Here is an 18188-nt window from a genome sequence, read left to right as displayed (position 1 = left end):
CGCCGAATTACTTCAGCTTCACTTCCTTGTAGGCCACGTGCTTGCGGGCCTTCGGGTCGTACTTCATCATCTCCAGCTTCTCAGGCGTCGTGCGCTTGTTCTTGGAGGTGGTGTAGAAGTGCCCGGTGCCAGCCGTGGATTCCAGCTTGATCTTTTCGCGACCGCCTTTAGCCATTTTCTTTATCCTTCCTTAGTCAGACTTCGCCGCGCGCGCGCAGGTCGGCGAGGACGGTGTCGATACCATTCTTGTCGATGAGGCGCAGGCCGGCGTTGGAAACGCGCAGACGGACGAAGCGGTTCTCGCTTTCGACCCAGAAGCGGCGATACTGCAGGTTCGGCAGGAAGCGGCGCTTCGTTTTGTTGTTGGCGTGGGAAACCTTGTTCCCAACCATCGGGGCTTTACCCGTTACTTGGCAGACTCGCGCCATGATTGGTGCTCCAGAATTCGCTAGAAGAAAGCCCGCGAGTATAGCGAAAAACAGGTTGTTGTTTCAAGTGGTTTTTGTCTTTCCTACAAAAGTCCCCTTTCGGCGAACGATAGCGGCATGGCGTTGCCGGCGACGATGAAGTGGTCGAGCAGGCGGACGTCGACCAGGGCCAGCGCCTCCTTCAGCGCGCGGGTCAGCATTTCGTCGGCGCGCGACGGCTCGGCGACGCCGGACGGGTGGTTGTGGGCCAGGATGACGGCCGCCGCGTTGTGGGCGAGCGCCGCCTTGACCACTTCGCGGGGGTAGACGCTGGTTTGCGTCAGCGTGCCGGAGAAGAGTTCGTCGGCCTTGATCAGCCGGTTCTGGGCGTCCAGCCACAGCGCCATGAAGACTTCGTGCGGGCGCGCGGCCAGTTTCAGGCGCAACCAGTCGCGCACCTTGCCGGGCGCCGAGAAGGTGTCGCGGCTGGCCATTTCCTGCCCCAGCGCGCGGCGCGCCAGTTCGAAACTGGCCTTCAGCTGCGCGGCCTTGGCCATGCCGATCCCGGAAACGCTGGCCAGTTCGTCCAGCGAGGCTTCGGCCAGGGCGCCGAGACGGCCGTCGAAACGCTGCAACAGGTCGCGCGCGAGATCGACGGCGCTCTTGCCGCGCACGCCGACGCGCAGGTAGATGGCCAGCAACTCGGCGTCGGACAGCGCCTGCGGGCCATACGCCAGCAGGCGTTCGCGCGGGCGCTCGCCCTCGGGCCAGTCGGTGATCGCCATGCCATTTCCAGTAGAATGGGAAAACGCTCATTCTAACGGCACGACAATGGAATTACAGGGAAAGCGCATCGTTCTCGGCGTCACCGGCGGCATCGCCGCCTACAAGGCGGCCGAACTGGTCCGCCTGCTCGGCAGGCAGGGCGCCGACGTGCAGGTGGCGATGACCGCGGCGGCGACGCATTTCGTGACGCCGACGACCTTCCAGGCCTTGTCCGGCAAGCCGGTGTTCACCGACCAGTGGGATGCGCGCATGCCGAACGCGATGGCGCACATCGACCTCTCGCGGCAGGCCGACTGCATCGTCGTCGCGCCGGCTTCGGCCGATTTCTTGGCGCGCGTCGCGAACGGCCTGGCCGACGACCTGCTGACGACCATGGTGCTGGCGCGCGACTGCCCATTGCTGGCGGCGCCGGCGATGAACCGGCAGATGTGGGAAAGCCAGGCGACCCGGCGCAACATGGCGCAACTGGCGGCGGACGGCGTCCACCTCCTCGGCCCGGCCAGCGGCGAGCAGGCCTGCGGCGAGGTCGGTGCCGGCCGCATGCTGGAGCCTGAGGAAATTCTCGAAGAGGTGATCGCCTTCTTCACGCCGAAGGTGCTGGCCGGCCGCAAGGTGCTGGTCACCGCCGGGCCGACCTTCGAGGCCATCGACCCGGTGCGCGGCATCACCAACCTGTCGTCCGGGCGCATGGGTTACGCCGTGGCGCGCGCGGCACGGCATGCCGGAGCGGCGGTGACGCTGGTTTCCGGGCCGGTTGGTTTTGGCCCGCCACAGGGTGTCGACCGCATCGATGTGAAAAGTGCGCTTGAAATGCACGCGGCGGTGATGGCGCGGGCGGTGGAGGCCGACATTTTCGTCGCCGTCGCCGCCGTCGCCGACTACCGTGTCGCCAACGCCGCCGAGCACAAGCTCAAGAAGGATGCGGGCGGCGTGCCGCCGATCGAACTGGTCGAGAACCCGGACATCCTGGCCGAGGTGGCGGCGCTCAAGGACGGCCCGTTCTGCGTCGGCTTTGCCGCCGAGAGCCGCAACCTGGAAGAGTACGCGCAGGCCAAGCGGCGCCGGAAGAACATCCCGCTGATCGCCGGCAACCTGATCCAGGACGGTTTCGGCGGTGACGACAACCGCCTCGTCCTGTTCGACGACAACGGCACGCACCCGCTGACGCCGGCGCCGAAATCGGTGCTGGCGCGCCAGCTGGTCGAACATATCGCCCATCTGACCGGAGCCGCCTGATGCACCGTATCGACGTCAAGATCCTCGATCCCCGCCTGCACGACAGCCCGCCGCACTACGCGACGCCGGGCGCTGCCGGGCTCGACCTGCGCGCCTGTCTCGATGCGCCGCTGGAAATCCTGCCCGGCCAGACGACGCTGGTGCGCACCGGGATGGCCATCCACCTCGCCGACCCAGGCCTGGCGGCGATGATCCTGCCGCGCTCCGGCCTCGGCCACAAGCACGGCATCGTGCTCGGCAACCTGGTCGGGCTGATCGACAGCGACTACCAGGGCGAGTTGATGGTTTCGGTGTGGAATCGCGGCCAGGCGAGCTTCACGCTCAACCCGCTGGAACGCATCGCGCAGCTGGTCGTGGTGCCGGTGCTGCAGGTCGGCTTCAACGTGGTCGAGGATTTCGATGCCAGCGCCCGCGGCGAGGGCGGTTTCGGCAGCACCGGCAAGCACTGAGGAGGGAGTCATGCGACAAGCGATCGTAGGTGGGGCGCTGCTGGCAATCAGCGCCCTGTTCCCGGCGCTGGCGTCGGCGGCGGATGCCGGCGACCAGAAGCGGGCGGAGGAGATCGTCGCGGCGCGTTGCGCCCTGTGTCACGGCAAGGGCGGCGAGTCGGCGAGCGCCGTTTATCCGCGGCTGGCCGGCCAGCATGCCGAATACATCGCCCGCCAGCTGGCCGACTTCAAGAGCGGCAAGCGCGCCAGCGAGACCATGAAGCCGCAGGCCGAGAGCCTGACGCCGGAGGAAATGGCGGCGCTCGGCGCCTATTTCGAAAGCCGGAAGGGGGCGCCGCGCCGGGCGCAGGATGGCGAGCTGGTGGCCGTCGGCAGATACATCTTCGCCTATGGCAACCGTTATTCCGGCCTGCCGGCCTGCGCTTCCTGCCACGGCCCGCAGGGCCACGGCACGGCGCAGTTGCCGCGCCTCGCCGGCCAGCATCCGCGCTATATCGAGGACCAGCTCAAGCAGTTCAACAAGCGCGAACGGACCAACGACAACGCGGTGATGCATACGGTGGCATCCAGGCTGACCGAGCTGGAAACGCATGCCGTGGCCGAATATATCGCCACGCTGGACTGATTTCTTACCGACGCGGGCCGCAGCCGGGCGGCCGGAAAACGAAAATGCCCGCCTGAGTGGCGGGCATTTTTCCGTCGGTAGGCTGTACGTTCTACTTGCCCAGGGCGGCGAGGGCGGCGGCGTAGTCCGGTTCGTTCTTGATCTCGCCGACCAGTTCGCTGTGCAGCACGCGGTTGTTCTCGTCCACGACGACCACGGCGCGTGCCGCCACGCCGACCAGCGGGCCGCTGGCGATGGCGACGCCGTAGGCGTCGAGGAAGTCACGACCGCGCATGGTCGACAGGGTCTGCACGTTGGCCAGCCCCTCGGCGCCGCAGAAGCGGGCCTGGGCGAAGGGCAGGTCGGCCGAGATGCACAGCACGACGGTGTCGGCGAGGTCGCCGGCGCTCTGGTTGAACTTGCGCACCGAGGTGGCGCAGGTCGGGGTGTCGATGCTCGGGAAGATGTTGAGGATCTTGCGCTTGCCGCCCAGGCTGGCCAGGGTGACGTCGGCGAGATCCTTGCCGACCAGCGAGAAGGCGGGGGCCTGCTCGCCCTTGGCGGGGAAGTGCCCGCCGACGGTGACGGGATTGCCGCCCAGCGTTACGGTATTCGACATGTGTCTCTCCTGTGGTTGTGGTGGTTAGCGGCCGCCGCGGCTGGGCGGCTGCCGGTTGGGTGAATGCCAGACGTGGACGCCGGGCGCGCCCGGGCGTTCCCTGATTTTTGCCCGAAATTCGGGGTCGACCGCAACCGGCGCCTAGCCCATGGCTTTGAGGTGCTGGATGATCTCCCCGGCCATCGGCTGCGCATCGCCGTAGAGCATGCGGCAGTTGTCGGTGTAGAACAACGCGTTCTCGACCCCGGAGTAGCCGGTGCCCTTGCCGCGCTTGATGACGATGACGTTCTGCGCCTTGTCGGCATCGAGGATGGGCATGCCGTAGATCGGGCTCGACTTGTCGGTGCGCGCCGTCGGGTTCACCACGTCGTTGGCGCCGATGATCAGCGCCACGTCGGCCTGGGGGAACTCGCCGTTGATTTCCTCGAGGTCGAAGATCTTGTCGTAGGGCACGCCGGCCTCGGCCAGCAGCACGTTCATGTGGCCCGGCATGCGCCCGGCGACCGGGTGGATGGCGAACTTCACCTCGACCCCGGCTTCTTCCAGAATCGACGTCATCTCCCACACCTTGTGCTGGGCATGCGCCACCGCCATGCCGTAGCCCGGCACGATGATGACCTTGCTGGCGTAGCGCATCATCGCCGCCGCGTCGATGGCGCCGACCTCTTTCATCGTGCCGGTGATCGCCTCGCCGCCGCCGCTGGCCACCATCGGCGTGAACAGGATGTTGGAGATCGGCCGGTTCATCGCCTTGGCCATCAGCTGGGTGAGCAGCGTGCCGGCGGCGCCGACGACGATGCCGGCGATGATCAGCGCCGGGTTGCCGAGGACGTAGCCCTCGAAGCCGACGGCGAGGCCGGTGAAGGCGTTGAATAGCGAAATGACGACCGGCATGTCGGCCCCGCCGATCGGCAGCGTGACGATCAGGCCGAGCAGCAGGGCGAGGGCGAAGAAACCGTAGATCAGCTCCGGCTGCGCCGGGGCGGTGACGATCATGGCGACGCCGAGGGCAACGGCGGCCAGCGCCAGCATTACGTTGACCACGTTCTGCGCCGGCAGGCGGACGGCCCGTTTGAGCAGCCCCTGCAGTTTGGCGTAGGCGACGCACGAACCGGTGAACGAGACGGCACCAATCAGGGCGCCGAGCACCGCCAGGATGATGACGACGAGGCTGTGCGATTCGCCGCGGGCAAACTCGATGGCGGCGATCGCTGCCGCCGCGCCGCCGCCCATGCCGTTGTAGATTGCGACCATCTGCGGCATGTCGGTCATCTTGACCTTCTTGCCGGAGATCCAGGCGCTGGCGCCGCCGACGACCAGCGCGACGAGCATCAGCGCGATGTTCTTGAGGCCGGGCACGAGGAAGGTGCCGGCGATGGCGATCAGCATGCCGTAGCCGGCGATGACGATGCCGCGCCGCGCCGAGGCCGGCGAACTCATGCCCTTGAGGCCGAAGATGAAGAGTAGCGCGCCGACGAACCAGGCACCCTGGACGTAGAGGGGCAGAGTCATTACGCGCCCTCCTTCTTCTTGAACATGGCGAGCATGCGCTCGGTCACCACGTAGCCGCCGGCCGCGTTGGCCGCGCCCAGCGCCACGGCGAAGAAACCGATGGCCTGTTCGAGGACGGTGTCGGCGCCGCCGAGCGCGACCATGGCGCCGACGACGACGACGCCGTGGATGAAGTTGGAGCCGGACATCAGCGGCGTGTGCAGGATGACCGGCACCTTGGCGATGATCTCGTAGCCGGTGAAGGCGGCGAGCATGAAGATGTAGAGCGCGAGCATGCCGTCCATCAGGCGTCTCCCAGCACTTGTTTGACGATCGGGCTGACCGTGGCGCCGTCCCGGCACAGTACGGTGCCGGCGACGACCTCGTCGTTCCAGTCGAATTCGAGTTCGCCGTTCCTGATCCACGGCGAGATAAAGTTGTAGAGGTTCTTGGCGTAGAGCTCGGAAGCGTGGGTCGGCATGCGGGAAGGGAGGTTGAGCGGTCCGTGGATATTCACGTCGTTGGCGATGACGTGTTCGCCGGGTTGGGTCAGGGCGCAGTTGCCGCCGGATTCGGCGGCCATGTCGACGACGATGGCGCCGTATTTCATGCGCGCGATCATTTCGGTGGTGATGATGACCGGCGCCTTCTTGCCGGGAATCGCCGCGGTGGTGATGACGACGTCGGCGAGGGCGACGGCCTTGGCCAGCTTCTCGGCCTGCTGCGCCTTCTCTTCGGCCGACAGTTCTCGGGCGTAGCCGCCGGCGCCGTCGGCGGCGACACCGGTGTCGACGAACTTGGCGCCGAGCGACTCGATCTGTTCGCGGGCGGCGGCGCGCACGTCGTAGGCGTCGACCATGGCGCCCAGGCGTTTGCAGGTGGCGATGGCTTGCAGGCCGGCGACGCCGGCGCCGATGACGAGCACCCGGGCCGGGCGGATGGTGCCGGCGGCGGTGGTCAGCATCGGGAAGAACTTGGTGCAGCGGGCGGCGGCGATCAGGCCGCATTGGTAGCCGGCGCAGGAGGCTTGCGACGACAGGGCGTCCATGCTTTGGGCGCGCGAGATGCGCGGCAGGAGTTCGAGCGCGAAGGCGGTGATCTTGCGGGCGTTGAGGGCGGCCAGCCGCGCCTTGTCTTCGAAGGGCTTCAACAGGCCGATCAGTACCGAGCCTTCGGGCAGCGCGGCGATCTCGTCCGGCGACGGCGGGGTCACACGCAGGATCAGGCCGGCCTGGCCGTAGGCTTCGGCGATGCCGCCGACCATGCTGACCTCGGTGTAGTTCGAGTCGAGAAAATGGCTCTCGATGCCGGCGCTCTGTTCCATGCGCAGGTTGGCGCCGAGGGCGGCGAACTTCTTGGCGGTCTCGGGAACGAGGGCGACCCGGCCTTCGCCGGGCGTTCGTTCGCGAGCGACTGCAATGCTCAGGGGCATGCTGCTCTCTCCAGGGATTGTTTGTCGGGGATTATCCCGAATTTCAGGGTTTTCTAATAATTCTTGTCATTCGGCAACCGGCGGGCTGTTGCAAAAGCGCAGTTCCTGCGGGTAGGGGAAGAAGTCCTCGACGTGCCCCTCGCGGATCTTCTGCTGCGACTTCTGCCAGAATTCCGGCGACAGCAGATCCTTGTGATGCTTGTGGAAGACCTTGCGCAGGGTCGGCGAGGCGAGCAGGAAGGTGCCGAATTCCTCCGGGAAGACGTCGTTCCTGGCGACCGAATACCAGATTTCGCCGGACATCTCGGTTTCGAAGTCCGGGGCCGGCGGGATCCTGCGGAAATTGCAGTCGGTCATGTACTCGATTTCGTCGTAGTCGTAGAACACGACGCGGCCGTAGCGGGTGACGCCGAAGTTCTTCCACAGCATGTCCCCTGGGAAGATGTTGGCCTGGGCCAGTTCGCGGATGGCGCTGCCGTATTCCTTGATCGCATGTTCGAGGCCGTCGATGTTGTTGCTGCGCTCCATGCGGTCGAGATGGATGTTGAGCGGCTCCATGCGGCGTTCGATGTAGACGTGCTTGATGATCAGCTGGTCGCCATCGATCTCGTAGCAGGAGGGGGCGAGGGTGCGCAGTTCCTCCAGCACTTCGTCGGCGAAGCGGTCGAGCGGGAAGAGCACGTTGGAGAACTCCAGCGTGTCGGCCATGCGCCCGACGCGGTCGACCTGCTTGACCATCATGAATTTGCGTTTGACTGTGGCGCGATCCATGTTCTTCGAGGCGCCGAAGACGTCCTTGATGATCTTGAAGACGTAGGGGTAGGACGGCAACGTGAAGACCAGCATGACCAGGCCGCGGATGCCGGGGGCCATGATGAACTTGTCTTCGGAATGGTGCAGGTGGTAGATGAAATCGCGGAAGAACATGGTTTTGCCCTGCTTGCCGAGGCCGAGCATGATGTAGATCTCCGAGCGCGGCTTGTTGGGCATGATGGCGCGCAGGAACTGGACGTAGCCGGAGGGTACTTCCATGTCGACCATGAAGTAGGCGCGCGACAGCGAGAACAGCAGGCCGATCCGCCAGGCGTCGAGCAGCACGGTGTCGAGATACAGCTTGCCGTTCTCGTCGTGGAGGACGGGGATCGCGAAGGGGTATTCGGTGGCGCCGTTGATCGCCTTGCCGATGATGTAGGCGGCCTTGTTGCGATAGAAGGCGGAGGCCAGCACCTGGATCTGGAAATTCACTTCGCGATGCGGCATGCCCTTCAGGAAGCGGCGGATCGCATGGTAGACATGATTGACGTCGCGGCCGAGATCGGCGAACGGGCGCTTCCAGCCGAAATCCTCGACGATGCTGCGGATCGCGCCGTGCAGGCCGTCTTCCTTGGCATAGTAGCTGCGATAGGTCGGGTCGTAGTCGGCTTCGATGTTCTCGGTCGACACCGTCGGCCGGACGAAAATGAAATCGTTGTGGAAGTAGTTGCGGTGCAGGATCTTGGTCGTCACCGAATTGAAGAAGGTTTCCGCCAGTTCCGGCTGCTTGTGGTTGAGCAGCAGGCCGATGTAGAGCAGCTTGGCCTGCTGCCAGGTCGGCTGGTCGATGTTGCTGGCGTCGAATTCGGTGCGCAGGCGCTCGACGCATTCGTCGACGCGGTCGTCGTAGAAGCGGATGCGTTCGCGGACCGCCTTGTGCACGCCCAGCCAGTCGCCCTGTTCGAAGCGCACCTTGGCCTCCTTGCTCGTTTCGCGGAACAGGGTGTAGTGCTTGTTGAAGCCCTGGATCAGGGCCAGGGCGATCTGGTGTGCGTTCGTGCCATAGAGGCCGACCGAAATCTTCATCGTCATCTCTCCTGCTGCAGCGGCCAATTCTAGCATTTGGACGTAGGCCGAACGGCTGGCCGGCGTTGCCCGACGACGACTGCCATTGACTACGGCGGCGCAGAAAACGATACTCGAATGTTTCAAGGTTGTAAGCAAGGCGAAAGGGGCCGGCTTTAGATTCGGCCCGCGTTTATCAATCCAATTCGAGGGGGTCGCATGGCTGCAGATAAGTCGAAAATCATTTACACACTCACGGACGAGGCGCCTCTGCTGGCGACCTGCGCCTTCCTGCCGATCGTTCGCACCTTCACCGGGCCGGCCGGCGTCGAGATCGAAAAGGCCGACATTTCCGTGTCCGCCCGTGTGCTCTCCGAATTTTCGGATTGCCTGAGCGACGACCAGAAGGTTCCCGATACCCTGGGCGAACTGGGCAAGAAGTGCCTGCTGCCGGACACCAACATCATCAAGCTGCCGAACATCTCGGCCTCCGTCGCCCAGTTGAAGGCCTGCATCAAGGAACTGCAGGAGAAGGGCTACAAGATTCCCGATTTCCCGGAAAACCCGGCCAACGAAGCGGACAAGGCGATTGCCGCCCGCTACGGCAAGTGCCTGGGCTCCGCTGTCAACCCGGTGCTGCGCGAAGGCAACTCCGACCGCCGCGCCCCGGCGGCCGTCAAGAACTACGCCCGCAAGAACCCGCACTCGATGGGTGAATGGAAGCAGTGGTCGCAGACGCATGTCTCCCACATGCACCATGGCGATTTCTACCATGGCGAAAAGTCCATGACTCTGGACAAGGCGCGCAACGTGCGCATGGAACTGATCGCCAAGGGCGGCAAGATCACCGTCCTGAAGCCGAAGGTCGCGCTCAAGGATGGCGAGATCATCGACTCGATGTTCATGAGCAAGAAGGCGCTGTGCGACTTCTATGAAAAGGAACTTGAAGATTGCCGCCAGGCTGGCATCCTGTTCTCGCTGCACGTCAAGGCGACGATGATGAAGATCTCGCACCCGATCGTTTTCGGTCACTGCGTCAAGATCTTCTACAAGGAAGCCTTCGAGAAGCACGGCGCCCTGTTCGCCGAACTCGGCATCAACGTCAATAACGGCATGGTCGACCTCTACGACAAGATCAAGACGCTGCCGGAATCCAAGCGCGACGAGATCATCCGCGATCTGCACGCCTGTCAGGAACACCGTCCCAAGCTGGCCATGGTCGATTCGGCCAAGGGCATCACCAACTTCCACTCGCCCAACGACGTGATCGTCGATGCCTCGATGCCGGCGATGATCCGCCAGGGCGGCAAGATGTGGGGCGCCGACGGCAAGCCGGCCGACTGCAAGGCCGTGATGCCGGAATCGACCTTTGCCCGCATCTACCAGGAGATGATCAACTTCTGCAAGTGGAACGGCAACTTCGACCCGAAGACCATGGGCACCGTGCCGAACGTCGGCCTGATGGCGCAGAAGGCCGAGGAATACGGTTCGCATGACAAGACCTTCGAAATCGCCGAGGACGGGATCGCCAACATCGTCGATATCGACACCGGCGAAGTGCTGCTGACGCAGAACGTCGAGCAGGGCGACATCTGGCGCATGTGCCAGGTCAAGGATGCGCCGATCCGCGACTGGGTCAAGCTGGCCGTCACCCGTGCCCGCAATTCCAACACCCCGGCGATCTTCTGGCTCGACCCGTACCGTCCGCACGAGAACGAACTGATCAAGAAGGTCAAGACCTACCTGAAGGATCACGACACCACCGGCCTCGACATCCAGATCATGTCGCAGGTCCGCGCCATGCGCTACACCCTGGAGCGCGTCATCCGCGGCCTCGACACCATCTCGGTGACCGGCAACATCCTGCGCGACTACCTGACCGACCTGTTCCCGATCATGGAACTCGGCACCTCGGCCAAGATGCTGTCCATCGTCCCGCTGATGGCCGGCGGCGGCATGTACGAAACGGGCGCCGGCGGTTCGGCACCGAAGCACGTGCAACAGCTGACCGAGGAAAACCACCTGCGCTGGGATTCGCTGGGCGAATTCCTGGCCCTGGCGGTTTCCCTGGAAGACCTCGGCCTCAAGGATGGCAACCAGCGTGCCGTCCTGCTCGCCAAAACACTGGATGCCGCGACCGGCAAGCTGCTCGACAACCGCAAGTCGCCGTCGCCCAAGACCGGCGAGCTCGACAACCGCGGTTCGCAGTTCTACCTGGCGATGTACTGGGCGCAGGAGCTGGCCGCGCAGAAGGAGGACGCCGAGCTGGCCGCCCACTTCGCCAAGCTGGCCAAGACCCTGACCGACAACGAGGCGCAGATCGTCGCCGAACTGAAGACGGTGCAGGGCAAGCCGGTCGATATTGGCGGCTACTACAAGGCCGATTCCGAGAAGTGCAAGGCCGTGATGCGTCCGAGCCCGACTTTCAACGCCGCCCTGAAGGCTGTCCGCAGCTGATCGGCTGACCGCCAGCGCGACGCCGGCGACGGGGCAACCCGTGCGCCGGCGTTTTTTCGTCAGCCGGCGGCGCCCCCTTGCCGGATGGTCGCCTTCCGTTCGGCAAATGGCTGACACCGTTCCCGGTTTTGCCGCATAATCAAATTTGTCACGGCGCCCTCGGCGTCCCCTGGCCGGCCCCTTCAGCGGGGCTTACGACGTAACACCGGGTCGTCTCATAACAATACATGGAGTGTGACTATGGCTTCTCGCATCACGGTTCCGCAAGGCGGTCAGAAAATCGTTCCCGGGCAGGCGATCCCGGACAATCCGATCATTCCCTACATCGAGGGCGACGGCATCGGCATCGACATCACGCCGGTCATGATCAAGGTGATCGACGCCGCGGTCGCCAAGGCCTACGGCGGCACGAAGAAGATACACTGGATGGAGGTCTATGCCGGCGAGAAATCCACCCGTCTCTACGGGCCGGACGAGTGGTTCCCCAAGGAGACCTTCGATGCGCTCAAGGAATACTCGGTTTCCATCAAGGGACCGATGACGACGCCGGTCGGCGGCGGCATCCGCTCGCTCAACGTCGCCCTGCGCCAGGAACTCGACCTCTACCAGTGCGTCCGCCCGGTGCAGTACTTCAAGGGCGTGCCGTCGCCGCTCAAGAACCCGGAACTGACCAATATGGTCATCTTCCGCGAGAACACCGAGGACATCTACGCCGGCGTCGAATGGGCCGCCAACTCGGAGGCCTGCAAGAAGGTCGTCGATTTCCTGCAGAAGGAAATGGGCGTCAAGAAAATCCGTTTCCCGGAATCGTCCGGCATCGGCATCAAGCCGATCTCGATCGAGGGCACCACGCGCCTGGTGCGCGCCGCGCTCAAGTACGTCATCGCCAACGACCGCAAGTCGCTGACCATCGTGCACAAGGGAAACATCATGAAGTTCACGGAAGGCCTGTTCCGTGACACCGCCTACAAGGTGGCCCAGGAGGAGTTCGGCGCCGAACTGATCGACGGCGGCCCGTGGTGCAAGTTCCGGAACCCGAAGAGCGGCCGCGAAGTGATCGTCAAGGATTCGATCGCCGACGCCTTCCTGCAACAGATCCTGCTGCGCCCGGCCGAATACGACGTGATCGCCACCACCAACCTGAACGGCGACTACATCTCCGACGCGCTGGCCGCCCAGGTCGGCGGCATCGGCATCGCGCCGGGGGCCAACATCTCCGACCAGTACGCCTGCTTCGAGGCCACCCACGGCACGGCGCCGAAGTACGCCGGCCTCGACAAGGTCAACCCGGGCTCCCTCATCCTTTCCGCCGAGATGATGCTGCGCCATCTCGGCTGGACCGAGGCGGCCGACCTGGTCATCAGGGCCATGGAAGCCGCCATCGGCGACAAGCAGGTGACCTACGACTTCGCGCGCCTGATGGACGGGGCCGACGAGCTCTCCTGTTCGGGCTTCGGCGATGCGATGATCGCCCGCATGTGATGGCGTGACGCGCGCCCGCTCGAGGCCCCCGCAAGGGGGCTTCTTCTTTTCGCGTAGAATCCTTCCCCCAACCTATTTCCCAGATGCCCACGATGAACCCGGATCAGGCCCCCCAGCCCCAGCCTTTGAGCGCTGAAGAACTCGCGCTGCGCCAGAAGAACGTACGTAAATGGATACTGCTGCGCGGGCTGTTCCTCGGCATCCTGCTGGCGGCCTGGTGGATCCTGTTCGCACCTGATTCGCTGGTGGAACCGCCCTTGAAATACATTCTCGGCGTTCTAGCGGGGTTCGTGGCGACCGGCAGCTACCTGTTCAACCTGCGTGCGAACCTGTTCCCCAAGCCGCCGGCGGTCGCCCGGCAAAACCCGGAGCCGGTCGAACCGCGCCCGGGGCCGACCGAGTGAGCTTGTCCGCAGTCCTGCCGACCGGCCGTGGAAAAATTGCCGGCTGATTCCGCGCCTCACCCCGTCGCCGTCTTCGATTCCGGCCTTGGCGGCCTGACGGTGCTGCGCGCCTTGCGCGGTCGACTGCCGCTGGAGGATTATTTCTACTTCGCCGACACCCGTTTCCTGCCCTACGGCGACCGGCCGGAAGCCTTCCTCAAGGAACGCGGCGTGCTGATCGCCGAGGCGCTGGCGCGGCGCGGGGCGAAGGCTCTGGTGATCGCCTGCAACACGGCGACCGCGGCGGCCGCGGAGGCGATCCGGGCGGCGAGCGCTCTGCCGATCGTCGCGCTCGAACCCGGCGTCAAGCCGGCCGCCGCCCTGACCCGAAGCGGCGTCATCGGCGTCCTGGCGACGACGCGCACCCTGCACAGCGAACGCTTTCAGCGGCTGGTCGGCAATCATGCCAACCATGTCCGGGTCGTCGGGCAGGCCTGCCCCGGCCTGGCCGAGGCGATCGAGACGGAGGGGCCGCAGGGCCCGGCGGTGGCGGCGCTGCTCGATGCCTTCGTCGAACCGCTGGCGGCCGCCGGCGCCGATGTCGTGGTGCTCGGCTGCACGCATTACCCGTGGGTGGCGGAGGCGATCGCCCGGCGCATGCCGCCCGGCGTGACCCTGCTCGACACCGGCGAGGCCGTGGCGCGCCAGCTCGAGCGCCTGCTGGCGGCGGCCGGCCTGCTCGGCGGCGGGCAAGGCGGTTTGACGGTGGCCACCAGTGGCGCGCCGCTGGCGGTGACGGCTACGGTCGACCGCCTTTTCGGGGCAAAAATGCACGTCGAACACTGGGAGCCCTGAGATGAGCAAAACGCAAAAGCCGCTGGCCGGCGTCAAGGTCGTCGAACTCGGCACGCTGATCGCCGGCCCGTTCTGCAGCCGCATCATGGCCGAGTTCGGCGCCGAGGTGGTCAAGGTCGAGGCGCCCGATGGCGGCGACCCGCTGCGCAAGTGGCGCAAGCTGTACGAAGGCACCTCGCTGTGGTGGTACGTACAGGCGCGCAACAAGAAATCGGTGACGGCTAACCTGAAGCACCCGCAAGGGCGCGAATTCGTGCGCAAGCTGATCGCCGAAGCCGACATCCTGGTCGAGAACTTCCGTCCCGGCGTGCTGGAGAAGCTCGGGCTCGGCTGGGAGCAACTCAAGGCCGACAACCCGGGGCTGGTCATGGTGCGCCTCTCCGGTTTCGGCCAGAGCGGGCCGTACAAGGACCAGCCGGGCTTCGGCGCGGTCGGCGAGTCGATGGGCGGCCTGCGCTACGTCACCGGTTTCCCGGACCGGCCGCCCGTGCGCACCGGCATCTCGATCGGCGACTCGATCGCCGCGCTGTGGGGTGCCATCGGCGCGTTGATGGCGCTGCGCCACCGGGAGGTCAATGGCGGTGCCGGGCAGGTCGTCGACGTCGCGCTCTACGAGGCGGTGTTCGCGATGATGGAGTCGCTGGTGCCGGAATTCGACGTCTTCGGCTTCGTCCGCGAGCGCACCGGCAACATCATGCCCGGCATCACGCCGTCGAACACGCACACCACCCGGGACGGCAAGCATGTCACCATCGGCGCCAACGGCGACGCGATCTTCCGGCGCTTCATGCATGCCATCGGCCGCGCCGACCTCGCCGACGATTCGGGGCTGGCCGACAACGCCGGGCGCGACGCGTGGCGCGACGAGATCTATGCGCTGATCGACGAATGGTGTGGCGCGCACGACGAGAGCGAGGTGCTGGCGACGCTGGCGGCGGCCGAGGTGCCGTCGTCGCGTGTGTATTCCGCGGTCGACATGTTCGCCGACCCGCAATTCATCGCGCGCGCCATGATCGAGTCGGCCACGCTGCCGGATGGCCGGGCCTTTCGGATGCCCGGCATCGTGCCCAAGCTGTCGGATACGCCGGGCAGCACCGAATGGGTGGGGCCGACACTTGGCGCGCATACCGACGAGGTGCTTGCTGCGCAGGGCTACGACGCGGCGGCGATCGCGGAATTGCGCGCGGCCGGCGCCGTCTGACCCTCAGCGCAGGCGGAAGCGGACCGGCAGCAGGGCCTCGCGCGGCGCATCGGCGGGCAGCGAACGCAGCGAGCGGACGGCGCGCAAGGCGGCGTCGTCGAGGAGGCGGTGGCCGCTGCCTTGCTCGATGCGGGCGGCGGTGACGCTTCCGCTCTCGTCGATGATGATGAGGACCAGCGCTTCGCCCTCCAGTCCGCGGGCAATCGCCTCCGCCGGGTAGAACTGGCCGCTGTCGTCGAGTTTCTTCAGATGCTGGCGGACCGCCTGGGTCCAGGTTTTCGCGGCGGCCGGCGGCTTTTCCGGCGGCCTGGGCTTGGGCGGCGGTTTCGCAACGGGGGGCGCGGATTTCGGTGGCTCGGGCAGGGTCAGCGGCGGGGGCGGCGGCAGTGGCGCGACGGGCGGCGGGCGCAGGCTGGCAGTGAGCGGCGGGGGCGGCGGAGGCGGTGACGGCTCGGGCAACAGGCCGCGAACGAAGGGCAGGGAGTGCAACAGCAGAGACGCGGCCAGGGCGAGGAATAGCCGGCGCTGGTTCCGGGACGTGAGAAAATGCGGGCTGGCCAATGGAGATGAGTACGCTGATGAAACCGGGTCGAGTGAAACTGCTGGTCGCAATGATAATCGGGATGGGGCTGGTGTTGCCGGCCCAGGCCCAATTCTGGGCGCGCGACCCGGCGGCCCTGCCGACCCCGACGGCCTTCGTCACCAACCTGGAGCTGGGCGACCTGGAGCAGGCCAAGGCCTGGCTCGACGCCGGCCTGGCGCCCGACTTCATGGGCAGCCGCATCGGTTCCGGCCTGATGATCGGCGCCTGGGAAGGCAACATCGACATGATGCGCCTGTTCATCTCGCGCGGCGCCGACATCAACCGGATGAACGGCAACAGCGAGACGGCCATCATCCTGGCCGCCTGGCGTGGGCATCTGGAGGCGGTCAAGTGGCTGGTCGAGCGCGGGGCGCGCATCAATGCGCCGGCGCGCCAGTGGTCGCCGCTGCATTACGCGGTGTTCGCCGGTCATCGCCCGGTGGTCGATTACCTGATGGAACAGGGCGCCGACATCAACGCCCTGAGCACCAACGGTTCCAGCGTCCTGATGATGGCCATCTACGAAGGGCGCGAAGACATGGCACGTCTGCTGATCGAGAAGGGGGCCGAGCGCAGTTTCCGCAACGACTGGGGCGATGGTGCGCTGGAATGGGCGATGCGCTACAACCAGCTGGGCATCGCGCGCATGATCACCAACCCGGAAGAGTTCAATCTCGCGGTCAACCAGCCGAAGGAGACCTGGGGCGAGCCGACCCGCTCGCTGCGTATGTCGAAGGAACTCGAGGAATTGATGGAAATGCGCGAGAAACTGGTCGAGCGCGGCGAGTCGACCGCAGCCATCGACAAACGGATTTCCATCGAGCGCGTGCGCGTCATGCGCAGCGAGATCGACCAGCCGGTGACGCCGCAAAGGGCGGCGACGATGGAAATCACCGCTAGCCGCAAGGCGCCGAAGGATCAGTCGGCGAAGATCATTTACGACGGCAAGGGCAAGACCGTCGAGCCCAGGGCGCCGGCCAAGGCCGCACCGCCCAAGGGTGGCGCCAAAAAGGATTAGTCTGCCAGCGGCCGGTCGCGTACCTCGGGCAGGAACAGCAGCCCGATGACGGCGGCCACGATCAGCAGGGCGGTCGGATACCACAGACCGGCCAGCGGGTCGCCGAAGCGGACGCCCAGCCAGGTCACCATGAACGGCGACATGCCGCCGATCCAGCCGGCCGCCAGGTTGTGCGGCAGGGCGACCGCCGTGTAGCGGGTGCGCGCCGGGAAGAGTTCGGGCAGCGTCGCCGTCTGCGGCCCGGTGATGCAGGCCAGCGGCACGACGAGAACCAGCAGCAGGACGGCGATCATCGTCGTGTCCGGCGTCGCCAGCCCGGCGTAGTGCTGCAGCCCGTGGAAGACCGGCAGTACCGTCAGTGCTCCGCCGATCAGGCCGGCCAGCAGCACCGGGCGGCGGCCGATGCGGTCGGACAGCCAGCCGCAGAACAGCGTCGCGGGGAACAGGGCGAGCGTCGAGATCGTCACCAGCCAGCCGGCTGCGGTCGACGGCAGGTTGAGCACGGTTTTCAGGAAGACGCCGGTATAGACCTGCGCCGAAAAGAAGAGCAACGAGCCGCCGGCCGAAATGCAGAAGAAGAGCAGCGCCATGCGCCCCAGCGTGTGGCGGTCGCGGAAGCATTCGCGCAGCGGCGTCTTGGCCAGCGCGTTCTTCTCGCGCAACTGGCGGAAGACCGGCGATTCATGCAGGTTGAGCCGGCTCCTGATCGAGATGGCGAGCAGCACGGCGGAAAGCAGGAAGGGAATGCGCCAGCCCCAGGCCCGGAACTCGGCATCGCTCAGCCACTGCTGGAGGACGATGATCTGCAGCGTCGAGGCCATCATGCCGAGCGGCCCCATCAGTTGTAGGACGCTGGTGTAAAGGCCGCGCCGGCCGGCCGGCGCGTGTTCGGTGAGGTAGACCGCGGCGCCGCCGATCTCGCCGCCGACCGACAGCCCCTGCAGCATGCGCAGGATGAGCAGCAGGGCGGGGGCGAGCAGGCCGACCTGTTCGTAGGTCGGCAGCAGGCCGACGAATACGGTCGACACGCCCATCAGGACGATGGTGGCGAGGAAGATGGTGCGCCGGCCGTGGCGGTCGCCGAGCGAGCCGAACAGCGCGGCGCCGAGCGGGCGCACGATCATGCCGACGCCGAAGGTACCGAGGCTGGCGAGCAGCGCGGCGACCGGATCGTCGGCGGGGAAGAAGAGGAGGCTGAAATGGACGGCCAGCGAGGCGAAGGTCAGGAAGTCGTACCATTCCAGGAAGGTGCCGAAACAGGCGGCGACCACGACCTTCTTCTGGATGGTCTGCTGGCTTTCCGGTGGCGTCATGATGCTGGGGGCGGACGAGGGGCCGCCATTATCGCCTGCCGGGCGGCGGCTTCC

Annotated in this window: 19 protein-coding genes; 9 read left to right on the top strand and 10 right to left on the bottom strand. The window is 65.8% G+C overall.

Annotated features, from left to right (window positions below; translation table 11 throughout):
* Positions 1–7: 7 nt before the first annotated feature.
* The 3 genes from rpmG to radC all read right to left on the bottom strand — a co-directional run bounded on the left by rpmG (position 8) and on the right by radC (position 1192).
* Positions 8–175: a 50S ribosomal protein L33 gene (rpmG, locus tag GH660_RS01705; RefSeq protein WP_066883653.1), complete on the bottom strand. Its 168-nt coding sequence runs from the start codon at positions 173–175 to the stop codon at positions 8–10.
* Between the two features lie 19 nt (positions 176–194).
* Entirely contained in the window at positions 195–428 is a 234-nt protein-coding gene (gene rpmB / locus GH660_RS01700) for a 50S ribosomal protein L28 (protein WP_066883651.1), read from the bottom strand.
* A gap of 83 nt (positions 429–511) precedes the next feature.
* Complete coding sequence (gene radC, locus GH660_RS01695; RefSeq protein ID WP_153144840.1) at positions 512–1192, bottom strand: DNA repair protein RadC; 681 nt, start codon at positions 1190–1192, stop codon at positions 512–514.
* A 46-nt stretch (positions 1193–1238) separates the two neighbouring features.
* Between radC and coaBC the strand changes: the two genes are divergently transcribed.
* The 3 genes from coaBC to GH660_RS01680 are packed head-to-tail and all read left to right on the top strand — an operon-like array spanning position 1239 to position 3503.
* On the top strand, positions 1239–2429 hold the full coding sequence (gene coaBC / locus GH660_RS01690; RefSeq protein WP_153144839.1) for a bifunctional phosphopantothenoylcysteine decarboxylase/phosphopantothenate--cysteine ligase CoaBC: 1191 nt from the start codon (positions 1239–1241) through the stop codon (positions 2427–2429).
* Entirely contained in the window at positions 2429–2878 is a 450-nt protein-coding gene (dut, locus tag GH660_RS01685; RefSeq protein WP_153144838.1) for a dUTP diphosphatase, read from the top strand. The genes coaBC and dut overlap by 1 nt, the downstream gene beginning before the upstream one ends.
* Positions 2879–2888: 10 nt before the next feature.
* A complete protein-coding gene (locus GH660_RS01680; protein WP_153144837.1) occupies positions 2889–3503 on the top strand; it encodes a cytochrome c in 615 nt (204 codons plus the stop codon).
* A 91-nt stretch (positions 3504–3594) separates the two neighbouring features.
* On the opposite strand, the gene tpx is transcribed toward GH660_RS01680, so the two are convergent.
* The 5 genes from tpx to aceK all read right to left on the bottom strand — a co-directional run bounded on the left by tpx (position 3595) and on the right by aceK (position 8863).
* Positions 3595–4101 (bottom strand): thiol peroxidase, encoded by a 507-nt coding sequence (tpx, locus tag GH660_RS01675; RefSeq protein WP_153144836.1) that lies wholly within the window; start codon positions 4099–4101, stop codon positions 3595–3597.
* Between the two features lie 141 nt (positions 4102–4242).
* A complete protein-coding gene (locus GH660_RS01670) occupies positions 4243–5613 on the bottom strand; it encodes an NAD(P)(+) transhydrogenase (Re/Si-specific) subunit beta (protein WP_153144835.1) in 1371 nt (456 codons plus the stop codon).
* Positions 5613–5897 carry a proton-translocating transhydrogenase family protein gene (locus tag GH660_RS01665; RefSeq protein WP_228276315.1) on the bottom strand — a complete coding sequence of 95 codons (285 nt, stop codon included), beginning with the start codon at positions 5895–5897 and terminating at the stop codon, positions 5613–5615. The genes GH660_RS01670 and GH660_RS01665 overlap by 1 nt, the downstream gene beginning before the upstream one ends.
* On the bottom strand, positions 5897–7024 hold the full coding sequence (locus GH660_RS01660; protein ID WP_153144834.1) for an NAD(P) transhydrogenase subunit alpha: 1128 nt from the start codon (positions 7022–7024) through the stop codon (positions 5897–5899). The genes GH660_RS01665 and GH660_RS01660 overlap by 1 nt, the downstream gene beginning before the upstream one ends.
* Positions 7025–7090: 66 nt before the next feature.
* On the bottom strand, positions 7091–8863 hold the full coding sequence (gene aceK / locus GH660_RS01655) for a bifunctional isocitrate dehydrogenase kinase/phosphatase (protein WP_153144833.1): 1773 nt from the start codon (positions 8861–8863) through the stop codon (positions 7091–7093).
* A gap of 198 nt (positions 8864–9061) precedes the next feature.
* On the opposite strand from aceK, the gene GH660_RS01650 reads away from it, so the two are divergent.
* The 5 genes from GH660_RS01650 (at position 9062) to GH660_RS01630 (ending at position 15220) form a co-directional block, all read left to right on the top strand.
* Positions 9062–11299 (top strand): NADP-dependent isocitrate dehydrogenase, encoded by a 2238-nt coding sequence (locus tag GH660_RS01650; RefSeq protein ID WP_153144832.1) that lies wholly within the window; start codon positions 9062–9064, stop codon positions 11297–11299.
* A gap of 240 nt (positions 11300–11539) precedes the next feature.
* Positions 11540–12781 (top strand): NADP-dependent isocitrate dehydrogenase, encoded by a 1242-nt coding sequence (gene icd / locus GH660_RS01645; RefSeq protein WP_153144831.1) that lies wholly within the window; start codon positions 11540–11542, stop codon positions 12779–12781.
* Positions 12782–12906: 125 nt separating this feature from the next.
* Positions 12907–13185 (top strand): hypothetical protein, encoded by a 279-nt coding sequence (locus tag GH660_RS01640; RefSeq protein WP_153144830.1) that lies wholly within the window; start codon positions 12907–12909, stop codon positions 13183–13185.
* 36 nt (positions 13186–13221) lie between these two features.
* On the top strand, positions 13222–14019 hold the full coding sequence (gene murI / locus GH660_RS01635; RefSeq protein ID WP_153144829.1) for a glutamate racemase: 798 nt from the start codon (positions 13222–13224) through the stop codon (positions 14017–14019).
* Position 14020: 1 nt separating this feature from the next.
* Entirely contained in the window at positions 14021–15220 is a 1200-nt protein-coding gene (locus GH660_RS01630) for a CaiB/BaiF CoA-transferase family protein (RefSeq protein ID WP_153144828.1), read from the top strand.
* 3 nt (positions 15221–15223) lie between these two features.
* On the opposite strand, the gene GH660_RS01625 is transcribed toward GH660_RS01630, so the two are convergent.
* Entirely contained in the window at positions 15224–15709 is a 486-nt protein-coding gene (locus GH660_RS01625) for an energy transducer TonB (protein WP_153144827.1), read from the bottom strand.
* 89 nt (positions 15710–15798) lie between these two features.
* Here GH660_RS01625 and GH660_RS01620 point away from each other — a divergent pair, with 89 nt between their 5' ends.
* Complete coding sequence (locus GH660_RS01620; RefSeq protein ID WP_194266199.1) at positions 15799–16821, top strand: ankyrin repeat domain-containing protein; 1023 nt, start codon at positions 15799–15801, stop codon at positions 16819–16821.
* Here the strand turns inward: GH660_RS01620 and GH660_RS01615 are convergent.
* The gene (locus GH660_RS01615) at positions 16818–18134 is read right to left on the bottom strand and encodes an MFS transporter (RefSeq protein ID WP_153144825.1); all 1317 of its coding nucleotides are present in this window, start codon (positions 18132–18134) and stop codon (positions 16818–16820) included. The genes GH660_RS01620 and GH660_RS01615 overlap by 4 nt on opposite strands.
* Positions 18135–18188 lie beyond the last annotated feature (54 nt).

The sequence above is a fragment of the Dechloromonas sp. H13 genome (assembly GCF_009469615.1).
Classification (GTDB): Bacteria; Pseudomonadota; Gammaproteobacteria; order Burkholderiales; family Rhodocyclaceae; genus Azonexus.
The sequence above is the reverse complement of the archived record's forward strand: the minus strand, read 5'-3'. Positions and strand labels throughout refer to the sequence as shown.

Excerpts from the sequence above, each read along its gene's own strand:
- GH660_RS01665 (WP_228276315.1), bottom strand. The coding sequence starts at position 5,897 with ATGGACGGCATGCTCGCGCTCTACATCTTCATGCTCGCCGCCTTCACC.
- GH660_RS01660 (WP_153144834.1), bottom strand. The coding sequence starts at position 7,024 with ATGCCCCTGAGCATTGCAGTCGCTCGCGAACGAACGCCCGGCGAAGGC.
- icd (WP_153144831.1), top strand. The coding sequence starts at position 11,540 with ATGGCTTCTCGCATCACGGTTCCGCAAGGCGGTCAGAAAATCGTTCCC.
- GH660_RS01615 (WP_153144825.1), bottom strand. The coding sequence starts at position 18,134 with ATGACGCCACCGGAAAGCCAGCAGACCATCCAGAAGAAGGTCGTGGTC.
- GH660_RS01630 (WP_153144828.1), top strand. The coding sequence starts at position 14,021 with ATGAGCAAAACGCAAAAGCCGCTGGCCGGCGTCAAGGTCGTCGAACTC.
- coaBC (WP_153144839.1), top strand. The coding sequence starts at position 1,239 with ATGGAATTACAGGGAAAGCGCATCGTTCTCGGCGTCACCGGCGGCATC.
- radC (WP_153144840.1), bottom strand. The coding sequence starts at position 1,192 with ATGGCGATCACCGACTGGCCCGAGGGCGAGCGCCCGCGCGAACGCCTG.
- GH660_RS01650 (WP_153144832.1), top strand. The coding sequence starts at position 9,062 with ATGGCTGCAGATAAGTCGAAAATCATTTACACACTCACGGACGAGGCG.
- rpmB (WP_066883651.1), bottom strand. The coding sequence starts at position 428 with ATGGCGCGAGTCTGCCAAGTAACGGGTAAAGCCCCGATGGTTGGGAAC.
- GH660_RS01620 (WP_194266199.1), top strand. The coding sequence starts at position 15,799 with ATGAAACCGGGTCGAGTGAAACTGCTGGTCGCAATGATAATCGGGATG.
- tpx (WP_153144836.1), bottom strand. The coding sequence starts at position 4,101 with ATGTCGAATACCGTAACGCTGGGCGGCAATCCCGTCACCGTCGGCGGG.
- GH660_RS01670 (WP_153144835.1), bottom strand. The coding sequence starts at position 5,613 with ATGACTCTGCCCCTCTACGTCCAGGGTGCCTGGTTCGTCGGCGCGCTA.
- rpmG (WP_066883653.1), bottom strand. The coding sequence starts at position 175 with ATGGCTAAAGGCGGTCGCGAAAAGATCAAGCTGGAATCCACGGCTGGC.
- dut (WP_153144838.1), top strand. The coding sequence starts at position 2,429 with ATGCACCGTATCGACGTCAAGATCCTCGATCCCCGCCTGCACGACAGC.
- GH660_RS01680 (WP_153144837.1), top strand. The coding sequence starts at position 2,889 with ATGCGACAAGCGATCGTAGGTGGGGCGCTGCTGGCAATCAGCGCCCTG.
- aceK (WP_153144833.1), bottom strand. The coding sequence starts at position 8,863 with ATGAAGATTTCGGTCGGCCTCTATGGCACGAACGCACACCAGATCGCC.